General features: G+C 71.9%; 15 protein-coding genes. 5 read left to right on the forward strand and 10 right to left on the reverse strand.

Annotation, left to right across the window (positions count from 1 at the left end; translation table 11 throughout):
• The first annotated feature begins 41 nt into the window (after positions 1-41).
• The gene (locus ABD844_RS50475; protein WP_344896525.1) at positions 42-770 is read left to right on the forward strand and encodes a cytidylyltransferase domain-containing protein; all 729 of its coding nucleotides are present in this window, start codon (positions 42-44) and stop codon (positions 768-770) included.
• A complete protein-coding gene (locus tag ABD844_RS50480) occupies positions 767-1,756 on the forward strand; it encodes a PseG/SpsG family protein (protein WP_344896528.1) in 990 nt (329 codons plus the stop codon). The genes ABD844_RS50475 and ABD844_RS50480 overlap by 4 nt, the downstream gene beginning before the upstream one ends.
• A 10-nt stretch (positions 1,757-1,766) precedes the next feature.
• On the opposite strand, the gene pseI is transcribed toward ABD844_RS50480, so the two are convergent.
• Positions 1,767-2,810, reverse strand: a complete 1,044-nt coding sequence (pseI, locus tag ABD844_RS50485) for a pseudaminic acid synthase (protein WP_344896531.1) — start codon at positions 2,808-2,810, stop codon at positions 1,767-1,769.
• Positions 2,807-3,298, reverse strand: a complete 492-nt coding sequence (locus ABD844_RS50490) for a GNAT family N-acetyltransferase (protein WP_344896534.1) — start codon at positions 3,296-3,298, stop codon at positions 2,807-2,809. The genes pseI and ABD844_RS50490 overlap by 4 nt, the downstream gene beginning before the upstream one ends.
• 157 nt (positions 3,299-3,455) lie before the next feature.
• Here ABD844_RS50490 and ABD844_RS50495 point away from each other — a divergent pair, with 157 nt between their 5' ends.
• The 3 genes from ABD844_RS50495 to ABD844_RS50505 are packed head-to-tail and all read left to right on the forward strand — an operon-like array spanning position 3,456 to position 6,905.
• Positions 3,456-4,898, forward strand: a complete 1,443-nt coding sequence (locus ABD844_RS50495; RefSeq protein WP_344896537.1) for a glycosyltransferase family 2 protein — start codon at positions 3,456-3,458, stop codon at positions 4,896-4,898.
• A gap of 48 nt (positions 4,899-4,946) precedes the next feature.
• Entirely contained in the window at positions 4,947-5,846 is a 900-nt protein-coding gene (locus ABD844_RS50500) for a CDP-alcohol phosphatidyltransferase family protein (protein ID WP_344896540.1), read from the forward strand.
• A 21-nt stretch (positions 5,847-5,867) separates the two neighbouring features.
• Positions 5,868-6,905 carry a sulfotransferase family protein gene (locus ABD844_RS50505; protein ID WP_344896543.1) on the forward strand — a complete coding sequence of 346 codons (1,038 nt, stop codon included), beginning with the start codon at positions 5,868-5,870 and terminating at the stop codon, positions 6,903-6,905.
• A gap of 95 nt (positions 6,906-7,000) precedes the next feature.
• Here ABD844_RS50505 and ABD844_RS50510 read toward each other — a convergent pair whose 3' ends face one another.
• The 8 genes from ABD844_RS50510 to ABD844_RS50545 form a co-directional block, all read right to left on the reverse strand.
• Positions 7,001-8,059, reverse strand: coding sequence for a glycosyltransferase (locus ABD844_RS50510; protein WP_344896546.1), 1,059 nt, complete (start codon positions 8,057-8,059; stop codon positions 7,001-7,003).
• Positions 8,056-10,686, reverse strand: a complete 2,631-nt coding sequence (locus ABD844_RS50515; RefSeq protein WP_344896549.1) for a bifunctional glycosyltransferase/CDP-glycerol:glycerophosphate glycerophosphotransferase — start codon at positions 10,684-10,686, stop codon at positions 8,056-8,058. Before ABD844_RS50515 ends, ABD844_RS50510 begins: the two co-directional genes overlap by 4 nt.
• A 93-nt stretch (positions 10,687-10,779) precedes the next feature.
• The gene (locus tag ABD844_RS50520; protein WP_344896552.1) at positions 10,780-11,499 is read right to left on the reverse strand and encodes an SRPBCC family protein; all 720 of its coding nucleotides are present in this window, start codon (positions 11,497-11,499) and stop codon (positions 10,780-10,782) included.
• 97 nt (positions 11,500-11,596) lie between these two features.
• Positions 11,597-12,451 (reverse strand): FAD binding domain-containing protein, encoded by an 855-nt coding sequence (locus tag ABD844_RS50525; protein ID WP_344896555.1) that lies wholly within the window; start codon positions 12,449-12,451, stop codon positions 11,597-11,599.
• Positions 12,448-14,796, reverse strand: a complete 2,349-nt coding sequence (locus ABD844_RS50530) for a xanthine dehydrogenase family protein molybdopterin-binding subunit (RefSeq protein WP_344896558.1) — start codon at positions 14,794-14,796, stop codon at positions 12,448-12,450. Before ABD844_RS50530 ends, ABD844_RS50525 begins: the two co-directional genes overlap by 4 nt.
• Positions 14,793-15,275 (reverse strand): (2Fe-2S)-binding protein, encoded by a 483-nt coding sequence (locus ABD844_RS50535; RefSeq protein WP_344896560.1) that lies wholly within the window; start codon positions 15,273-15,275, stop codon positions 14,793-14,795. The genes ABD844_RS50530 and ABD844_RS50535 overlap by 4 nt, the downstream gene beginning before the upstream one ends.
• Before the next feature lie 70 nt (positions 15,276-15,345).
• The gene (locus tag ABD844_RS50540) at positions 15,346-15,549 is read right to left on the reverse strand and encodes a hypothetical protein (protein WP_344896563.1); all 204 of its coding nucleotides are present in this window, start codon (positions 15,547-15,549) and stop codon (positions 15,346-15,348) included.
• Entirely contained in the window at positions 15,539-17,302 is a 1,764-nt protein-coding gene (locus ABD844_RS50545) for a PspC domain-containing protein (RefSeq protein ID WP_344896566.1), read from the reverse strand. Before ABD844_RS50545 ends, ABD844_RS50540 begins: the two co-directional genes overlap by 11 nt.
• Between the last annotated feature and the right edge of the window lie 34 nt (positions 17,303-17,336).

Consider the following 17,336-nt stretch of genomic DNA (forward strand, 5'->3'; position numbering starts at 1 on the left):
TCGCTCGACGACGCAGAGTCACACGGGGGAATGGGGCTTCGGTGCGTATTGTCGGAATTATTCAGGCGCGCATGGGCTCGACGCGTTTGCCGGAAAAGGTGTTGCGGGAGCTGGGCGGCCGGTCCGTCCTGGCGTGGGTCGTACGCGCGGCGCGCGAGGCGGGGGCGCTCGACGACCTCCTCGTGGCCACCACGACCGAGCCGGCCGACGACGCGGTGGTCGCCGAGTGCCGCAGGCTGGGCGTGGCCTGGCACCGGGGGCCTGTCGACGACGTGCTGACCAGGTTCACGCAGGCGCTCGCGGGGCGGCGGTGCGACGCCGTCATGCGCTTCACCGCCGACTGCCCGCTGCTCGACCCCGAGGTGATCAGGGAGGCAGCGCTGGTCTTCCGTGCCGTGCCCGGGCTCGACTACCTCAGCACCAGCCTGGCCCGTACGCTGCCGCGCGGGCTCGACGTGGAGATCGCCGGCCGGGCCGCGCTCGACAGGGCCGACCGGGAGGCCACCGGCTTCCACCGCACCCACGTGACCTCCTACCTCTACGAGCACCCCGGCGACGCGCGGCTGCTCGGCCTGGCCTACCGGCCGGTCGCCGACGACCTGCGGGTCACCCTCGACACCGAGGACGACTGGCGGCTGATCCGCGCGGTGGTGACCGCGCTGGGCGACCGCTGCCTCCCGGCCAGGACGCTGGTCGGCTGGCTGCGCGAGCGGCCCGACGTGAGCGGGCTCAACGCCCACGTACGGCAGAAGTCCTTGCAGGACGCGTGACGGGCGGGGGCCGCGCCCGGCGGGTCGGGTTCCGGTGCGACGCGGGGGCGGAGCGCGGGGTCGGCCATCTCGTACGGTGCGTGGCCCTGGCCGAGGAGCTGTGCTCCCGGGGGGTCGAGGGGCTCTTCCTGGGCGAAGTACGCGACTCGCCGTGGGCGGCGGCCCAGCTCCGCGAGCGCGGGCTGCGGCTGGCCCCGGCGCCCCGTGAGCCCGCCGGGCTGGCGGCGCTCGCCCGCGAGCTGGGCCTCGACGCCGTGGTGCTCGACTCGTACGACCTGCCGCCGCCGACCGGCACGGCGCTCAGGGCCGCGGGGACGGCGGTGCTGGCCGTCGTCGACGGCGACCCGCTGGGCCAGGAGGCCGACCTCTACCTCGACCAGAACCTCGGCGCCGAGCGGCGGCCCTTCCCCGCGCAGGACCGGCGCCTGGCCGGGGCCCGTTACGTGCTGCTGCGCGACAGCGTACGACGCCGCACCCGGACACCTGGCCCCGGCGGGGTGCCGCACGTGCTGTGCTTCTTCGGCGGCACTGACAGCGCGGGCGTCGCCCCGGCCTGGGCACGGGCGCTGACCGCCACCGGGCGCCCCTTCCGGGCCACGGTCGTCAGCCCGCGGCCGTTCGAGGCGGACGACCCGATCACCGTGATCCCGCCGACGGACCGGCTGCCCGAGCTGATGGCCGGGGCCGACCTGGTGGTGACGGCGGCCGGCTCGGCCGTTTGGGAGCTGCTCCACCTCGGCGTCCCCACGGCGCTGAGCTGGGTGGCCGACAACCAGCTCATCGGCTACGAGGAACTGGTGGGCCGGGGCGTGGCGGCCGGGCTCGGCCGCGCCCCCGACGAGCGGGCCGTCGGCGTGCTGGCCCGGCTGCTCGCCGACCCCGCCGTGCGCGAGGAGCACGGCAGGCGGGGCGGCGGCCTGGTGGACGGCCGGGGCAGGGAACGCGTCGCCGACGCCCTCCTCGGACTCCGCCGGACCAGCTCCTGAACGGGCCGGGTCAGATCAGGTCCCACGTGAGCGGGGTGCCGAAGGACACGTCGCGGGTGAAGTGGCGGCCCATGACCTGCGCGGCGGCGTCGGGCGGCAGGCCGCCCGCGGGGCGGATCGAGCGGACGTTCTCCGGGGTCACGGGCTCGCCCGCGCTCACGTCGCGCACGACGTACAGCGAGCGGCGGAAGCGCAGCCCCTCCCGCTCGGACGACCGCGGCCCGATCGCCACCCCGCCCAGCGACCGCCAGGCCCGCTCGCTCTCGGTGACCAGCGCCGCCAGCTCGGCCGGCTCCAGCGAGAAGGCCGAGTCCACGCCGCCGTCGGCCCGCGACAGGGTGACGTGCTTCTCTATCAGGCACGCCCCCAGCGCCACCGCCGCCAGCGCGGCCCCGATGCCCAGGGTGTGGTCGGACAGGCCCACGACCTCGCCCGTCAGCGCCGCCAGCAGCGGCAGCGAGCGCACGTTGCTCTCCGACGGCGGCGCCGGGTACGTGGCCGTGCACGACAACACGGCCAGTTGCGCGCACCCGGCCTCGCGGGCGGCCGACACGGCGGCGTCGATCTCGGAGACCGAGGCCATCCCCGTCGAGATGATCATCGGCTTGCCCGTCGCCGCCGCGAGCCGGATCAGCGGCAGGTCCACGACCTCCGACGAGGCGATCTTGTACGCCGGCACGCCCAGCTTCTCCAGCAGCTCCACCGCCGTCGGGTCGAAGGGCGCGGAGAACGCCAGCAGGCCGCGCCTGCGCGCCCGTTCGAAGATCGGCTCATGCCACTCCCACGGCGTGTGGGCGCGCTCGAAGAGCCGGTAGAGGTTCTCCCCGCCCCACAGCTCGTGCTCGGCGGCCACGCGGAAGGCGGGCTCGTCGCAGTCGATGGTGAGCGTGTCGGGCGTGTAGGTCTGCAGCTTCAGCGCGTGCGCCCCCGCGTCGGCCACCGCGTCCACGATGGCCAGCGCCCGCTCCAGGCTGCCGTTGTGGTTGCCGGACAACTCCGCGACGACGAACGGCGGATGCCCAGGCCCGATCGCGCGTCCCCCGATGGAGATCATGTGTGGTCCCTCCTCAGCTCGATGGCCACGACGTCGCGCGGCACCCCGTCCACTTCCCGCTGGTAGGCGTCCACCTCGACGAACCCGAACCGCCGGTGCAGCCGCATGACCGGCTCGTTGCCGGCCAGCACCTCCCCGCACAGCGTGGTCAGCCCGAGCGGTCCGAAGGCGTGCTCGATGGCCGCCCGCTCCAGCCCGACCCAGGCCCGCAGCAGTGTCCCGGCCCGCTCCAGGCCGTCGAGGTCGAGGTAGAAGCCCCAGCGGGCCGTTCCTGGCAACACGTCCGTGTAGTGCACCACCCCGGCGGGGGCGCCGTCGTGGTCGTAGATCAGCACGCGCCGCGTCGCGTCGGCGAGGGTCGCCGCCCACCAGCGGGTGTGCTCGTCGCGGCTGATCTCGTGGGTGGTGAAGCTGGCGGCGCGTACGCGCGGGTGGTTGCGCCAGCGGCGGATGACCGGCAGCTCCTCGTTCCGGACGTCTCTCAGCATCGCGTCCCCCTACTGTCCGTGCTTCATCCCTTGCACAACGTAGCGGATTACGCGTGGGGTAAAGAGCTCATCAGGGACAGCCATCGGACCAGGAATCGGGACGGTCGCCGGGGCATGCTGCCCTCGACCCCATACCGAGCCAAGGAGCGAATTCGGCATGATCCCCCTGCTCAGCGTCGTCGTCCCGTTCTACAACGTGGAGCCGTACATCACCGAGTGCCTGAAGTCACTGGCCGCCCAGACCATGGACGACATGGAGGTGATCCTCGTGGACGACGGCTCCGTGGACGGCAGCAGGCGCGTCGCCGAGGACTTCGCCGCCAGGGACAGCCGCTTCGTCCTCGTCGGCCAGCGCAACCTCGGGCCGGGACCGGCCCGCAACCAGGGGATCAGGCAGGCCCGTGGCACCTACCTGGCCTTCGCCGACAGCGACGACGTCGTGCCGTCGCAGGCGTACGAGCAGCTCGTCGGCAGGCTCGCCGAGACCGGCTCCGACCTGGCGTGCGGCGCCGTGCGGCGGCTGGTGGACGGCGAGCTGGAGGAGTCGATCCTGCACGAGAAGGTGTTCAGGCGCCCCGAGCTGTGCACCCACATCACCGACAAACAGGTCCTGATCAGAGACCGTACCGTCTGGAACAAGGTCTACCGCCGCGACTTCTGGGAACGCGCCGGCCTGTGCTTCCCCTCGGGCATCTACGAGGACGTGCCCGTCGCCATGCAGGCCCACGTGCTGGCCACCGGCGTGGACATGCTGGGCGAGGTCGTCTACCACTGGCGCAAGCGCGACGACGGGGAGACCTCGATCACGCAGCGCCGCTCCGAGCTGCCCAACCTGCGCGAACGGCTGGCCGCCATCCGCGCCGTGCGCGCCTTCCTCGACGAGCGGGCGCCCGAGCTGCTCGACGGCTTCGACTCCCTCGTGCTGGAGAAGGACACCGTCTTCCTCTTCCAGGCGCTGGAGCAGTGCGAGGGCGACTGCGGGCCGCTGCTGGAGCTGGGCCGCTCGTGGATGGCCGAGCTGGGCCCGCACGTGCTGGCCACCGCCCCCTCGCTGCGCCGCCTGGAGCTGCACCTGCTCAGGCGGGGCCTGGTACGCGAGCTGCGCGCCGTACGCGAGTTCCGGCGCGGGCGGGAGGAGGTCACCCGCGTGGTGCCGCGCGGCTGGCGCACCACCAACTGGTACGGCGACTACCCCTTCTTCCGCGACCGCCGCCTGCGCGTGCCCGACGAGGTGTTCGACGCCCGCGACGAGCTCAAGCTGATCGCCCGGGTCGACGAGTGCGAGTGGACGGGCGCCGAGTACCGCCTGAGCGGGTACGTGGGCATCCACCGCGTCGACCGCAAGGTCCCCAAGGTCGGCCTGTGGCTCAGCGACGGCCGCCGCCGGATCCCGCTGGAGACGCGGCGCAAGGGCCGCTACGGCGTCGTGGCCGCCGTCGACCCCGGCCGCCTCGAAGGCGACGGCCCCTGGCGCCTCCAGGTACGGGCCGAGATCCGCGGCCTGGTGCTCAAGGGCTGGGCCAGGGACGGTGAGGCGAACACGGCGTGGCGGTTTACCGTGCCGGGTTGGTCAAGAAGCGGCATGGACATCCCCCAGTAGTTCCAGACAGTAATCGCTCCGGCGCGTCGCGTGGTCATGCTGGGATCCATGAGGACCTATTCGCTCGATGACGTCTACGAGACACGCAAGCGGAGAGATTCCTGGTGGACCGTGTATTTCGTGGACCCGGTCGCCTGCCGGGTCACCCTTCCCGTCGCCAACCACACCCGGCTGACGCCCAACGGGCTCACCGTGCTGTCGCTGGTCCTCGGCACGGCGTCGGCGGCCTTTTTCGCGGCGAATCAGCTCATAGCGGGCGCATGCTTCTTCTATCTGAGCTTCATGATCGACTGCGTGGACGGCAAAATCGCCAGGCTCAAGGGTACGGGGACCCCCTTCGGCCTCTGGCTCGACTACGTGGGGGACCGGATCAGGGTCGTCCTGTGCGCGGGCGGGCTGGCGTACGGGCAGTACGCGCTGACCGGCGACGTGCGCTACGTCGTGCTCGGCGCGGCGGTGGCCGTCCTGGACCTGTTCAGGTACGTCAACGCGCCGCAGATGAAGCGGGTGCGTGAGGCCGTCAGGGAGGAGCGGCAGGAGCCGGGCCCGGATCCCCTGCTCGCCGACCCGCTGCTCGCCGATCCAGCGCTGGTCGATCCCGTGCTGGCCGATCCTGTGCTGGCCGACCCGCTGCTCGCCGACCCGCTGGAGCCGGACTCGCTGGGGCGGGCGTCCCGGCCGCGCGGCTTCTTCCGGTTCTTCCGGCGGCTGAACAGGTTCCTGGCCCGCCATCGCGTCCGCTCGCACTTGGTGAGCGGCATCGAGTTTCACGCGGCGGTGTTCGTGATCGCGCCCCTTGCGGGGGCATGGGCGCTGATCCCGCTCGCCGTGGCGTCGGGGCTCCTGCTGCTCGCCAACGAGGTCTTCCTTGTCTACCGGATGTGGCTCTTCACGCGCAGGCACAGCGTGGGCTCGTCCCAGGAGAGCCGAGAGCACGTTCTCGTCTAAGTTTTCGGGGGTTAGAACGAAATGTCAGACCGGCCAGTCTTCGTCATCGGATGCCCGCGGTCCGGCACCACGATGCTCCAGCTCATGCTCCACTCGCACCCCCGCCTGGCGGTGCCGCCGGAGACGCGCTTCCTCGTTCCCGCTTATTACCGGCGTCGCACGTGGGGCGACCTGCGGGTGGACCAGCGCCGCCGCGCCCTGGCGCAGTGGATCGCGACCGACCGCAGCACGAAGTTCCGCGAACTCAAGATCGACAAGGACGAGTTCGTCCAGCAGGCCGTGGACGGGCCGGGCTCGCTCGGCTCCGTGTTCGGCACCGCCTTCCGCATGTACGCCGACCGCTTCGACAAGGCCCGCTGGGGCGACAAGCGGCCCAGCTACGTCAAGCAGGTGGACATGCTGCTGCGGCTCTTCCCCGACGCCCAGTTCGTCCATCTCATCAGGGACGGCCGCGACTGCGTGGCCTCGCTGAAGGAGATGCCCTGGTACACGCTGGACTCCTTCCATGCCGTCTCCACCTGGGCCGAGGCCATCGACGCGGGCGGCCGGCTGCGGCGCACCCTTGCCGAGGACACCTACTACGAGCTGCGCTACGAGGACCTCACCGACGACCCGATGACCGAGCTGAAGAAGCTCTGCCACTTCCTGGAGGAGGACTTCTCGACGTCGATGATCTCGCCTCGCGAGGCGGCTGTCGCGGCGGTGCCGCAGCACAAGGTCTGGCACAGCAACACCCACCGCGAGGTCACCCGCAGCCGGGTCGGGAGCTGGGCCGCCCGGCTCGACGACTGGGAGATCGCCCTGTGCGAGCACATGCTCGGCGACCGCCTGGAGTCGATGGGGTACGAGCTGAGCGGCGCGCCCAGGCCGGCCAAGGAGCACATCACGGCCTGCCAGAAGACCATGCAGAAGCGCAAGGCCAGCCGGATGCGCAAGGGCATGCGCGACCGGGTCAACCGGATGCGCGAGCCCGGCCCGGTGGCCGCCATGCTCACCACCCGCCAGCGCTCGCTCGCCGGCATCCCGCAGCAGCGCAAGGAGCTGACCGAGCCCGTGTAGCCGGGGCCGTTCCCTCCCGCCCGCGTCCCGCATGACCGGGACCCTTCGTACAAGCCGGGCGGGAGGCCCCTGTCGCCGACTCCCCGGAACCGGCCTCAGCGGTCGACGTGGGCGAACAGGGCCTCCCACCCGTCCAGCACGTGGTGGAGCCGGAACGACTCCGCCCTCGCCCGCGCCTCGGCTCCCAGGCGCCGCCGCTCCTCCTCGTCCCGCACCAGCCGCCCCAGCTCCGCCGCGAACGCGTCCACGTCCCCCGGCGGCACCAGCACAGGCCCGGCCGACCGTACGCCGCCGGACACGTCGAAGGCCACCGCGGGCACCCCGTGCGCCCCCGACTCCAGCAGCACGATCGGCAGCCCCTCGTGCTCGCTGGTCAGCCCCACGACCGAGGCATCCAGGTACTCCTGGGGCATCCGCGCGGCGGGCACCGCGCCCCTGAACACCACCCGGCCGCCCAGCCCCTCCCGCTCGGCGTGCGTACGCAGCCGGTCCAGCTCGCCGCCCTCCCCGACGAGGTGCAGCTCCCACGGCTCGGGCGCCCCCGACCGGGCGAACGCGCTGATCAGCCGGTCGAACCGCTTGACCCCCTCCAGCCGTCCCACGCCCAGCACCCGCGGCGACTCCAGCCGGGACACCTCGTCGGGCCATTCGGCCAGCGGGTTCGGCAGCGCGTGGGCGTTGGGCAGCAGCGCGTGCTCGGAGAAGCGCCACGCGTCGTACTCGGTGAGGAAGACGGCCTGGTCGAGGCCGGGGTAGTGGCGCCGGATCGAGGCCAGGTGCCAGCAGCTCTCGGCGTGGTCGTACGAGCCGTGGTACTGCCCGATCGGACGGAACCCGCGCGGCAGCAGCCGCGACACCCGGGCCACCACGGACGGCGAGGTCAGCACCGCGTAGCCCGACCCGATCTCCCCGAGCAGCGCCTTGAGCCGCCGGTCGTACCGCTTGCGGGCCAGCGCGCAGTCCGAGGGGAACTGGCTGATCAGGTGCCGGTGGTAGCGGGGGCGCTGGACGTAGCGGAACGGGGCGCCCGTCCGTTGCAGCCCGATCACGTGCACCTCGTGGCCGCGCCTGGCCAGCCCCTGGGCCAGGGTGTGGGTGACCCGCTGGACACCGCCGAGCGTGTCGGCGTCCAGGCAGGCGAACACGACGCTCATCGGGGCCCCTCGAAGAAGTCGGCGACGATCCTGGCCGTCGCGTCGCCGCGTTCGTCGGCACACCACAGGTCGCGGAAGGCGGCGTACCGGCCGGCGTGGTACTCGTGCAGCTCGGGCAGCCGGCGCAGCGCCGTCACCAGTTCCTCGGTCGTGGCGACGCACGGGCCGGGCGCGATCGACGGCAGGTCGTGGTAGACGCCGCGCTCCGACAGGCGGTAGTCGTCCCAGTCGTCTATGAGGAACACCATGGGCTTGCCTGTCAGCGCGTAGTCGCACATGACGGAGGAGTAGTCGGTCAGCAGCGCGTCCGAGGCCAGCATCAGATCGTTGATCTCGGGGTACGCGCTCGCCGAGCGGACGAAGTGCCTGAGGTGCTCGGGCGGCTCGTAGCGCTCGACCGGATGCGTACGCAGCAGCACCACCCACTCGTCGGCCAGTTCGTCGGCCATCAGCGCCAGGTCCGCCCGTACGGATCGGCCGCTGCCCTTCACCCGGTCCCGGTAGGTGGGCGCGTAGAGCAGGACCTGTCGTCCGGGCGGCACCTCCAGCGCCCGCAGCACCTCGCGCGCCGCCCCGCCCCGCACGAGCGCGTCGCATCGGGGCGTCCCGCAGCGGTACACCTTGCCCGTGTAGCCGTTCGACGGCAGGAACACCCGCGAGAACTCCGCGCTCGGCGAGATCAGCGCGTCCCAGCGCGCGACGGCGGCCCGCCACCTGTCGCGCGGCCGGTCGAAGTCGCCGCGCAGGTCGGGCGCGTCGAGCCCGATCGACTTGATGCCCTGCCCGTGCCAGGTCTGCAGGTAGCGCGTGCCGGCGGGTTTGGGGTAGTCGAGCGGGAAGCCGTGGCTGTCGACCCAGATCCCGGCCCTGGCCATGGTGTAGACGTAGCGCCAGCTTCCCCGGCGGACGAGCCGCGCGTCGGAGGGGAAGCTCCCGCGCCCCTTGGCCACCGACCAGACGACGTCGATCGGCAGCCCGCGCCGCCGCAGCTCCTCGTAGATGGCCCGCGGGCTGCCGCCGTACCCCTTGCCGACGTCTGACTCGAACAGCGCCAGGTCCTGGCGTCGCGGCAGCACCCTGATCAGCACCTTGTACGCCCGCAGCTTGTTCGCGGGCGTGCTGACGCGCCGCAGCAGCCGCCGCTTGACCCGCCGCCACACCGCGCGGGCGATGGAGTCGGGCCGCACGCACAGGTATCCGGCGTACCCCTCGACCCTGACCGTGCAGCCGCGCAGCTCGATCGGCTCGGTACGCGGGTCGGCGATGAGCCGGTCGGTCGTGGTGTGCCCGTCGGAGAGCCGGGTGAAGCCGATGCACGGGTCGCACCTGCCCGACGGCACGAAGGTGACGTGGCTGACGTAGCCGCCCTCGTCCGACGGCTCCGGCTCGATGGGCACCCGCCGCTTGCCGAGCTGCAGGAACGCCCGCCGCTCCGGCGGCAGCACGCCGAACGGGTCGTAGGTCCGCACGGTCATCCGCACCCGCCGGCCGTCCGAGGCCAGGTCGGTCACCTCGTGCCGCAGCCGGGAGGAGGTGTAGGGCAGCTCGGCCAGCCGCAGCGGCGTGATGTCCAGCCCGGGGGAGGCCGAGGTGCCCCAGTACGTCCGTCCGCCGAGCTGCACGGCCGCCCGTGGCGCGGCCCGGGGCCCGTTCAGCGAGCCGGCCGCCAGCCGCAGGTCCTCGAACCTGTCGTCCAGGATGAGCCGGCAGCAGACCCGGTCCAGCGGGTCGACGCGCTCGTACACCTCGTCCTGGATCTCCTCCAGGTACGGCCGCACCACCGAGGCGAACTCCTTGACCCACACCAGGTCCCGCAGCGGCAACGGGTTGAGGTAGACGCGCAGGTCCTGCCGCAGGAACCGGTACTGCCGGTACGGCACCAGGTCCGCGGCCCCGCGCTCGCGCAGCACGTCGTCGCTCAGCCGTGCCGCGATCACCCGCTGGCGCACGTTCTCCAGGTCGTCGACGCCCTGCGAGATCGAGTCGTTCCCCGGCGCCCGGTGCCAGTGGTAGACGACCCACGGCACGATGGCGAACCTGGGTGCCACCGCGTACAGCTCAGCGCCGAAGACGTGGTCCTCGTAGTGGATGTGCTCGGGAAAGCGCAGCCCGTGCTCGCGCAGCCAGGCCACGTCGTAGAGCTTGTTGGTGCTGAAGCAGTCGAGGAACAGCTCGGGCTCGGCCCTGACGCCCTCGACCACCCGCCGCCTGGCGAACAACGACGGGTAGTAGGGCCGCAGCCGCCCGTCCGACTCGAACAGCCGCGAGATCTGCCCCGACACGAACGCGGCCCCGGTCCGTTCGATCTCGGTGAGCAGGCTCTTGCAGGCGTGCCGGGGCAACTCGTCGTCGCTGTCCAGAAACATGACGTACGGCGCCGCCGCCGCGGCGATCCCGTCGTTGCGTGGCGCCCCGCAGCCGCCGCTGTTGCCGGGTCTGCGCAGGTACTGCACGCGGGGATCGCGCTCGGCCAGCCGCCGTGCCACCTGCGGCGTGCCGTCCGTGCTGGCGTCGTCGCAGATGATCACTTCCAGGTCGCGCAGCGACTGCCCGAGCACGGAACGCACGGCTCTGGGCAGGCGGGCAGCGTCGTTGTACGTGATGACGACGACGGTGACGTCCGGCATCCCCAAGTCCTCCCGCTCGACCTTCCCCGGCGGGAATCGCCCTTCCCCCAGGCGGGATGAAGTGTCCGGACTTGATTGAGTATTTGCCGAAAATCAGCGCGTAAGCCGACGAATCACCCAGATGATGGCGAGCAGCGCCACGAGCGCGCCCGCGACGGGCGCCAGCCGCTTCAGCAGCGGCTGCCCGGCGATCTCCAGCAGGTCGAGGGCCTCCTCGTCGGGCGTGCGCGACGTGCGCAGCGTGCCCACGGGATGCGCGTCCTGCTCAGGCGACGGCACCGCGCTCAGGTGCCGCCCCTCCTCCGCCCGCGCCCCGACCGGCGCACCCCCGAGAGGCTCACCCACGGACGTCGGCTCCACGGTGGACTCGGCGAGCAGGTCGGCCAGGTTGGCGGCGAACTTCTCGATGAGCTTGCCGCCGACCTCCGCCATCACGCCCCGCCCGAACTGCGCGGGCCGCCCGGTGACGTTGAAGGTCGTCTCCACGGTCACCAGCGTGGCCTCGCCGCGCGGCCGCATCCGCACCCTGACCGTGGCGGAGGCCGTGCCCGAGCCCCTGGCCTCCTTGCCGGACGCCTGGATGGTGAGCGCGTAGGAGTCTTTGTCGACGTCCTCGAACCTGGCCGTGCCCCGGTAGGTGACCACGATCGGGCCGACCTTGACCTTCATCCTGCCGGTGAACTCGTCGCCCTCGAAGCCGTCGAGCGTCGCCCCGGGCAGGCACGGCGCGACTCGTTCGACGTCGAGCAGCACCGCCCAGGCCCGCTGGATCGGAATGGGAACAGTGAACTCGTGCTCGAACCGCATCGCCATCGATCCGCTCCTTCCTCCGATGCCTGTGACCCTATGTCGCGATGGGGCCGCCCGCGTGGGGGACGCCCTGGAAGGAGGGCGTCCCCGGGCGGCGGGATCAGGGCGATCCCGCCGCGGCCAGCACCGCGCGACGGGTCAGGACCTTCGCCAGGTGCCTGCGGTAGTCGGGCTGGGCGTGCAGGTCAGCGGGCGGCGAAGTGCCGGCCGCCGCCTCCTGGCACGCCTGGCGTACCTGGTCGCCCGGCTCCGCGTCCCGCAGGGCCGCCTCCGTGGCCACGGCGCGCACCGGCGTCGGCCCCATGTTGGTCAGTCCGATCCTGGCCTCGGCGATCGAGCCGTTGGAGCGCCTGACGGCCGCCGCCACGCCCACGATGGCCCACGCCTGCGCGGTGCGGTGGAACTTCTCGTAGTGGAAGCCCCAGCCCGCGCCGAGCTTCGGGAGCTTCACCCCGGCCAGGAGCTCGCCCTGGCGCAGCGACGGCTCCAGATAGTCGACGAAGAACTCGGCGGCCGGGATCTCCCGCTCGCCCTCCTCCGAGGCGGCCACGAGCACGCCGTCCAGGGCCAGCACCACGGCGGGCAGGTCACCGGCCGGGTCGGCGTGGGCCAGCGAGCCGCCGAACGTGCCCCGGTGCCTGATGGCCGGGTCGGCCACCTGGGCCGCGGCCAGCGCCGGCAGCGGGCAGGCCGCCCTCAGCACGGGCGAGCGCATGATCTCGTCGTGCGTGGTCAGCGCGCCGATGTAGACGTGGTCGCCGCGGTCGTGCACGCCGCTCAGCTCGGTCAGGCGGCCGACGTCCACCAGCGTCGACGGGTACGCCAGCCGCAGCCGCAGCAACGGCAGCAGCGACTGGCCGCCGGCCAGCACCTTGGCGTCCTCGTCCGAGGCCAGCGCCTGGCACGCCTCGGCGACCGAGCCGGGGCGCACGTAGTCGAACTGGGCGGGGATCATCGCCGCGCTCCTTCCTGCGCCCGATCTTCGAGGGCCCGCCAGATCCGTTCGGGCGTGCACGGCATCTGGACGTCGTTGACGCCGCGCGGGCGAAGGGCGTCCACGATGGCGTTCACCACGGCCGGGGTCGAGGCGATCGTGCCGGCCTCGCCCACGCCCTTGACGCCCAGCGGGTTGCTGGTCGCAGGGGACTCGGTCCGGTCGAGGGTGAAGCCGGGCAGGTCGGCGGCCGACGGCAGCAGGTAGTCGGCCATCGTGGTGGTCAGCAGGTTGCCCTCGGCGTCGTACACGGCCTCCTCGAACAGCGCCTGCGCGATGCCCTGGGCGATGCCGCCGTGCAACTGGCCCTCGACGATCAGCGGGTTGACGACCTTGCCGATGTCGTCCACCGCCACGTACGAGCGGATCTTCGCCATGCCCGTCTCGGTGTCCACCTCCACCGCGCACAGGTGGGTTCCGTGCGGGAAGGAGTAGTTCTCCGGGTCGAAAGTGGCCTCGGAGTCGAGCCGCGCCTCCACCCCGTCGGGCAGGTCGTGCGCCGTGAACGCGGCGTAGGCCAGCTCCTGGATGGTCTTCTGCGCGTCCGTTCCGCGCACCTTGAACGCGCCTGCCTGGAACTCCAGGTCGTCGGGCGAGCACTCCAGCATGTGCGCGGCCAGCTTGCGGGCCTTGTCCTTGACCTTCTCGCACGCCTTGAACACCGCGATCCCGCCGACGACCAGCGAGCGCGAGCCGTAGGTGTCCATGCCCTTGTGCGCGATCGCCGTGTCGCCGTGCAGCACCGTGACGTCGTCGAACGGCACCCCGAGCGCGTCGGCCACGATCTGGCTCCACGACGTCACGTGGCCCTGCCCGTGCGGCGACGTGCCGGTGATGACCTCGACCTTGCCCGTTGGCAGCATGCGCACCGAGCCGTGCTCCCAGCCGCCCGCCGCGTAGCTCGCCTCCCCGAGCATCCTGGACGGAGCCAGCCCGCACATCTCCGTGTACGTGCTGACCCCGATCCCGAGCTGCACCGGGTCGCCCCTGTCACGCCGGTCGGCCTGTTCTGCCCGCAGCTTGTCGTAGCCGAACAGGGACAGCGCCTTGTCGGTGGCCGCCTCGTAGTTGCCCGAGTCGTACGTCAGCCCGGAGATCGTGGTGTACGGGAACTCGTCGTGCCTGATCCAGTTGCGCCTGCGCACCTCCACGGGGTCCAGGTCCAGCCGGACGGCCAGCTCGTCCATCACCCGCTCGATCCCGAACGTGGCCTCAGGACGGCCCGCGCCCCGGTAGGCGTCGGTGGGCATCTTGGTGGTGAACACACCCGTGCAGCCGAACTCGTACGCGTCCATCTTGTAGATCGCGTTGAACATCGCCGCGCCCAGCATCGGCACGCCCGGCGTCACCAGCATCAGGTACGCGCCCATGTCGGCCAGTAGATCCACCTGCAACCCGCGGATGCGCCCGTCGGACTCGGCGGCCAGCCGGATGTGCTGGAGCTGGTCGCGTCCGTGGTGCACGGTCAGGTTGCCCTCGGAACGGGACTCCGTCCACTTCACCGGCCTGCCGAGCCTGCGGGCGAGCAGCAGGCAGAGCACCTCTTCCGCGGTGACCTGGAGCTTCGAGCCGAACCCGCCGCCCACGTCGGGCGCGATCACGCGGATCTTGTGCTCGGGGATGCCGGTCACCACGGCCAGCATGACCCGCAGCACGTGCGGGATCTGCGTGGCCGACCACAACGTGAACGCGTCGCCGTCGGTGTCGGCCAGGACCGCCCGCGGCTCCATCGCGCTCGGGATGAGGCGCTGCTGGACGTAGGTCCGGTCGATGACGACGGGCGCGTCACGGAACGCGGCCTCGATGTCCCCGGAGTTGATCTTCACGCTGAACGCCTTGTTGCCCGCCTCGTGCACCTTGGGGCTGTCGGAGGTGAGCGCCTGGCGCATGTCGAGCACGGCGGGCAGCGGCTCGTAGTCGACCTCGATGGCCTCCAGCGCGTCGGCCGCGCGGTAGCGGTCGGTCGCGATCACGCAGGCCACGGCCTCACCCACGTAGCGGACCTCGGAGACGGCCATCGGCGGGTGGTCGGGGATGACGATGTCGGGGCTCACCGGCCACGCGCACGGCAGGCTGCCCTGCTCGGCCGCGAAGTCCTGGCCGCTGAAGGCCGCCACCACCCCCGGGAGGTCGCGCGCCCCCGACACGTCGACCCCGGTGATCCTGGCGTGCGCCATCGGGCTGCGCAGGAACGCCACGTACAGCAGGCCGGGACGGGAGAGGTTGTCCGTCCACTGCGTGCGCCCCGTCAGCAGCCTGGCGTCCTCCTTCCGCCTGCGCGGGCGTCCGATCTCCTGAACGGTCATGACGCGCTCACCGCCCGGCCCATGTCCTGCGCGCCCCTGCGTACGGCGCGCACGATGTTGCAGTAGCCGGTGCAGCGGCACAGGTTGCCCTCCAGGCCGTGCCTGATCGTCTCCTCAGACGGCTCGGGGTCGTCCCTGAGCAGGTCTATCGCGGCCATGACCATGCCGGGCGTGCAGTAGCCGCACTGCAGGGCGTGCTCTTCGTGGAAGGCCCGCTGCATCGGGTGCATCGAACCGTTCGTGCCCAGGCCCTCGATGGTGACGACGTCGCTGCCGTCGGCCTGCACGGCCAGCACCGAGCAGCTCTTCGCGCTCTTCCCGTCGAGCATGACCGTGCAGGCGCCGCAGTTGCTGGTGTCGCAACCGATGGGCGTGCCGGTCTTGCCCAGTCGTTCTCGGAGCAGGTGGACGAGCAGGAGCCGCGGCTCGACGTCCTCCTCGTACGTGGTCCCGTCGACGGTGATGGTGATTCGGGGCATACGTCCTCCCTCAGAAGCAGGGGAAAGGCGGACACTCCGAACCTACGCCGGTGTTATTTCCGGTCAAGGTTTACTTACCGCGGACCATTCGCGCGACGATCGCCACCAACCCTGCGAATGCCAATCCCAGCACTGTCACCCCGACCAGGACCAGCGTATGCGTGATCGTGCGTGTCACTGTCAAAATGCCCAGAACGATGAAGAGCACACCACTCAGCAGGGCCATCCAGTCCGTACGGTGCAGTTGACGGGGGCGTTCGACGTCACGCGGCACTGCGCACCTCCATATCGCCCAGGCCGCCCTTCAGGTTCAGCACGATCGTGGAGACCTTGCCCTCCGGCTCGACCTCGGGCTCCATCACCTTGTTCACGCGTACGTCGACGCCGCCCGTGAGCGACGGGCCGATCACGATGTCGCCGACCTTGTTGCTGGCGTGCACCTCGACCCTGGCCGTGGACGGCACGATCACCTCGAGTTCGCCGGCCGAGATCGCCGCGCTGAACGTCACCCTCGTCCCCGGCGGCAGCTTCAGCTCCGACAGGTCCAGGCGGCCGTCGCCCAGCCCGACATCGTAGACCTGACCGGCCTCCGCGACGCTGGTGGGCACCCACTCGACGGAGCCGAGGTTCCTGGGCACGCCGCCGAGCATCAACCCCATGCCCACGATCAGCACGAGCGCGGTGCCCGCGGCCACCAGACCGGCCCCGCGGCCCCACCAGGCGGCGACGAGCAGCCCGGCGCCGATCGTGATGAGCATGGCGCCGCCGACGATGGTCGGGCTCACTCCGGCGGCCGACCTGGCTTGGACCGCCACGACGATCCCTCCAATGATGATTGCCAGCAGGATGGTGATGGCGCCGATGTACGACTTCGGCCGCCGCGCGCGTTCCCGCCTCGGGATCGGGCGGAAGTACAGGGCCGGGTCGTAAGGTCCGTGGCCGGCGTGGCTCGCCTGCCTGGCCGGGTCGAGCGGCCGGTAGGGGCCGTTCGGCGCGAACGGCTCGCCCTGGCGGGTGTAGTCGACGGCGGTCGGCGGGTCGGGCCGGTAGGCGCGCTCCTGGCGCGTGGGCTGGGTGGGCTGGGTGGGCTGGTAAGACGGTGACGCGTGCTGCGCGGTCACCGCCTCCGGCGGCACCCCCCTGTCATCGCGCCTGTCATCGCGCCGCTGGCCCTGGCGGGTCTGCCGGGCCTGGTAGGCCGCGTCGCGTACGCCCTGGGCGGTCTCCCGCAACTCCTCGACGGACGGCGACACGGCCTCGGCCACGGGCGCCGCCTCCTGACGCGGGGGCGGGTCGTTCGAGGGCGCGACCCTCGGCAGCTCGGCCGTCGGAGGCTCTGCGGCCGGGGGCACGTCGGACGGAGGCGCCATCGGGCCGGGCTCGGGGGCGCGGACGGAGGAACGCTGCCCGGGAGCGGGCACATCCGGAACGTGCGGCATATCCGGGACGTGCGGGACATGCGTGGTATGCGGGACATCGGGGGTTTCCGGGGTGGGGACAGAAGGGCCGGGGCGCGGGGCCTGGACGGGGGAGGCCGGGGCCGGGCCCTCGTAGAAGGCCGCCGGAGCCCCCTGCCGCCGCATCAGCCGCTCCGGCATCGACCGGGCCAGCCCCAGCAGGTCGACCCCGCTGGAGTGCGCGGCCAGCAACGACACCGCCAGGAACATCGCGACCACCAGCGAGCCCGCGTCCAGCCACACCGTCGCCAGGTTGATCGCCAGCCCGAACCCCAGCACCGCTGTCAGCAGCGCCATCACGGTCTCGGCGTCGAAGTCGCGCCGCGTCCACTGCTCGATGATCCCCGGCCGGCCGTTCGGCTCCTTCATCAGCAGGAACGCCGCGAGATAGAGGAACAGCCCGATCCCGGAGCCGAGCAGCAGCACCGCGAAGGCCACACGGAACACCACAGGATCGATCCCCGTGTGCCGTCCGAGCCCGGCGCAGACCCCCATGAGGATGCGTCCCTCACCGCTGCGTCGCAGCTCTCGGGGAGGAGCGGCCGGTTGCCGGGGCGGAGCTTCTGTCATGCCTACCATCGTGGACGAACCAGCCGTGTGCCGC

The sequence above is a fragment of the Nonomuraea antimicrobica genome, assembly GCF_039536965.1.
Classification (GTDB): domain Bacteria; phylum Actinomycetota; class Actinomycetes; order Streptosporangiales; family Streptosporangiaceae; genus Nonomuraea; species Nonomuraea antimicrobica.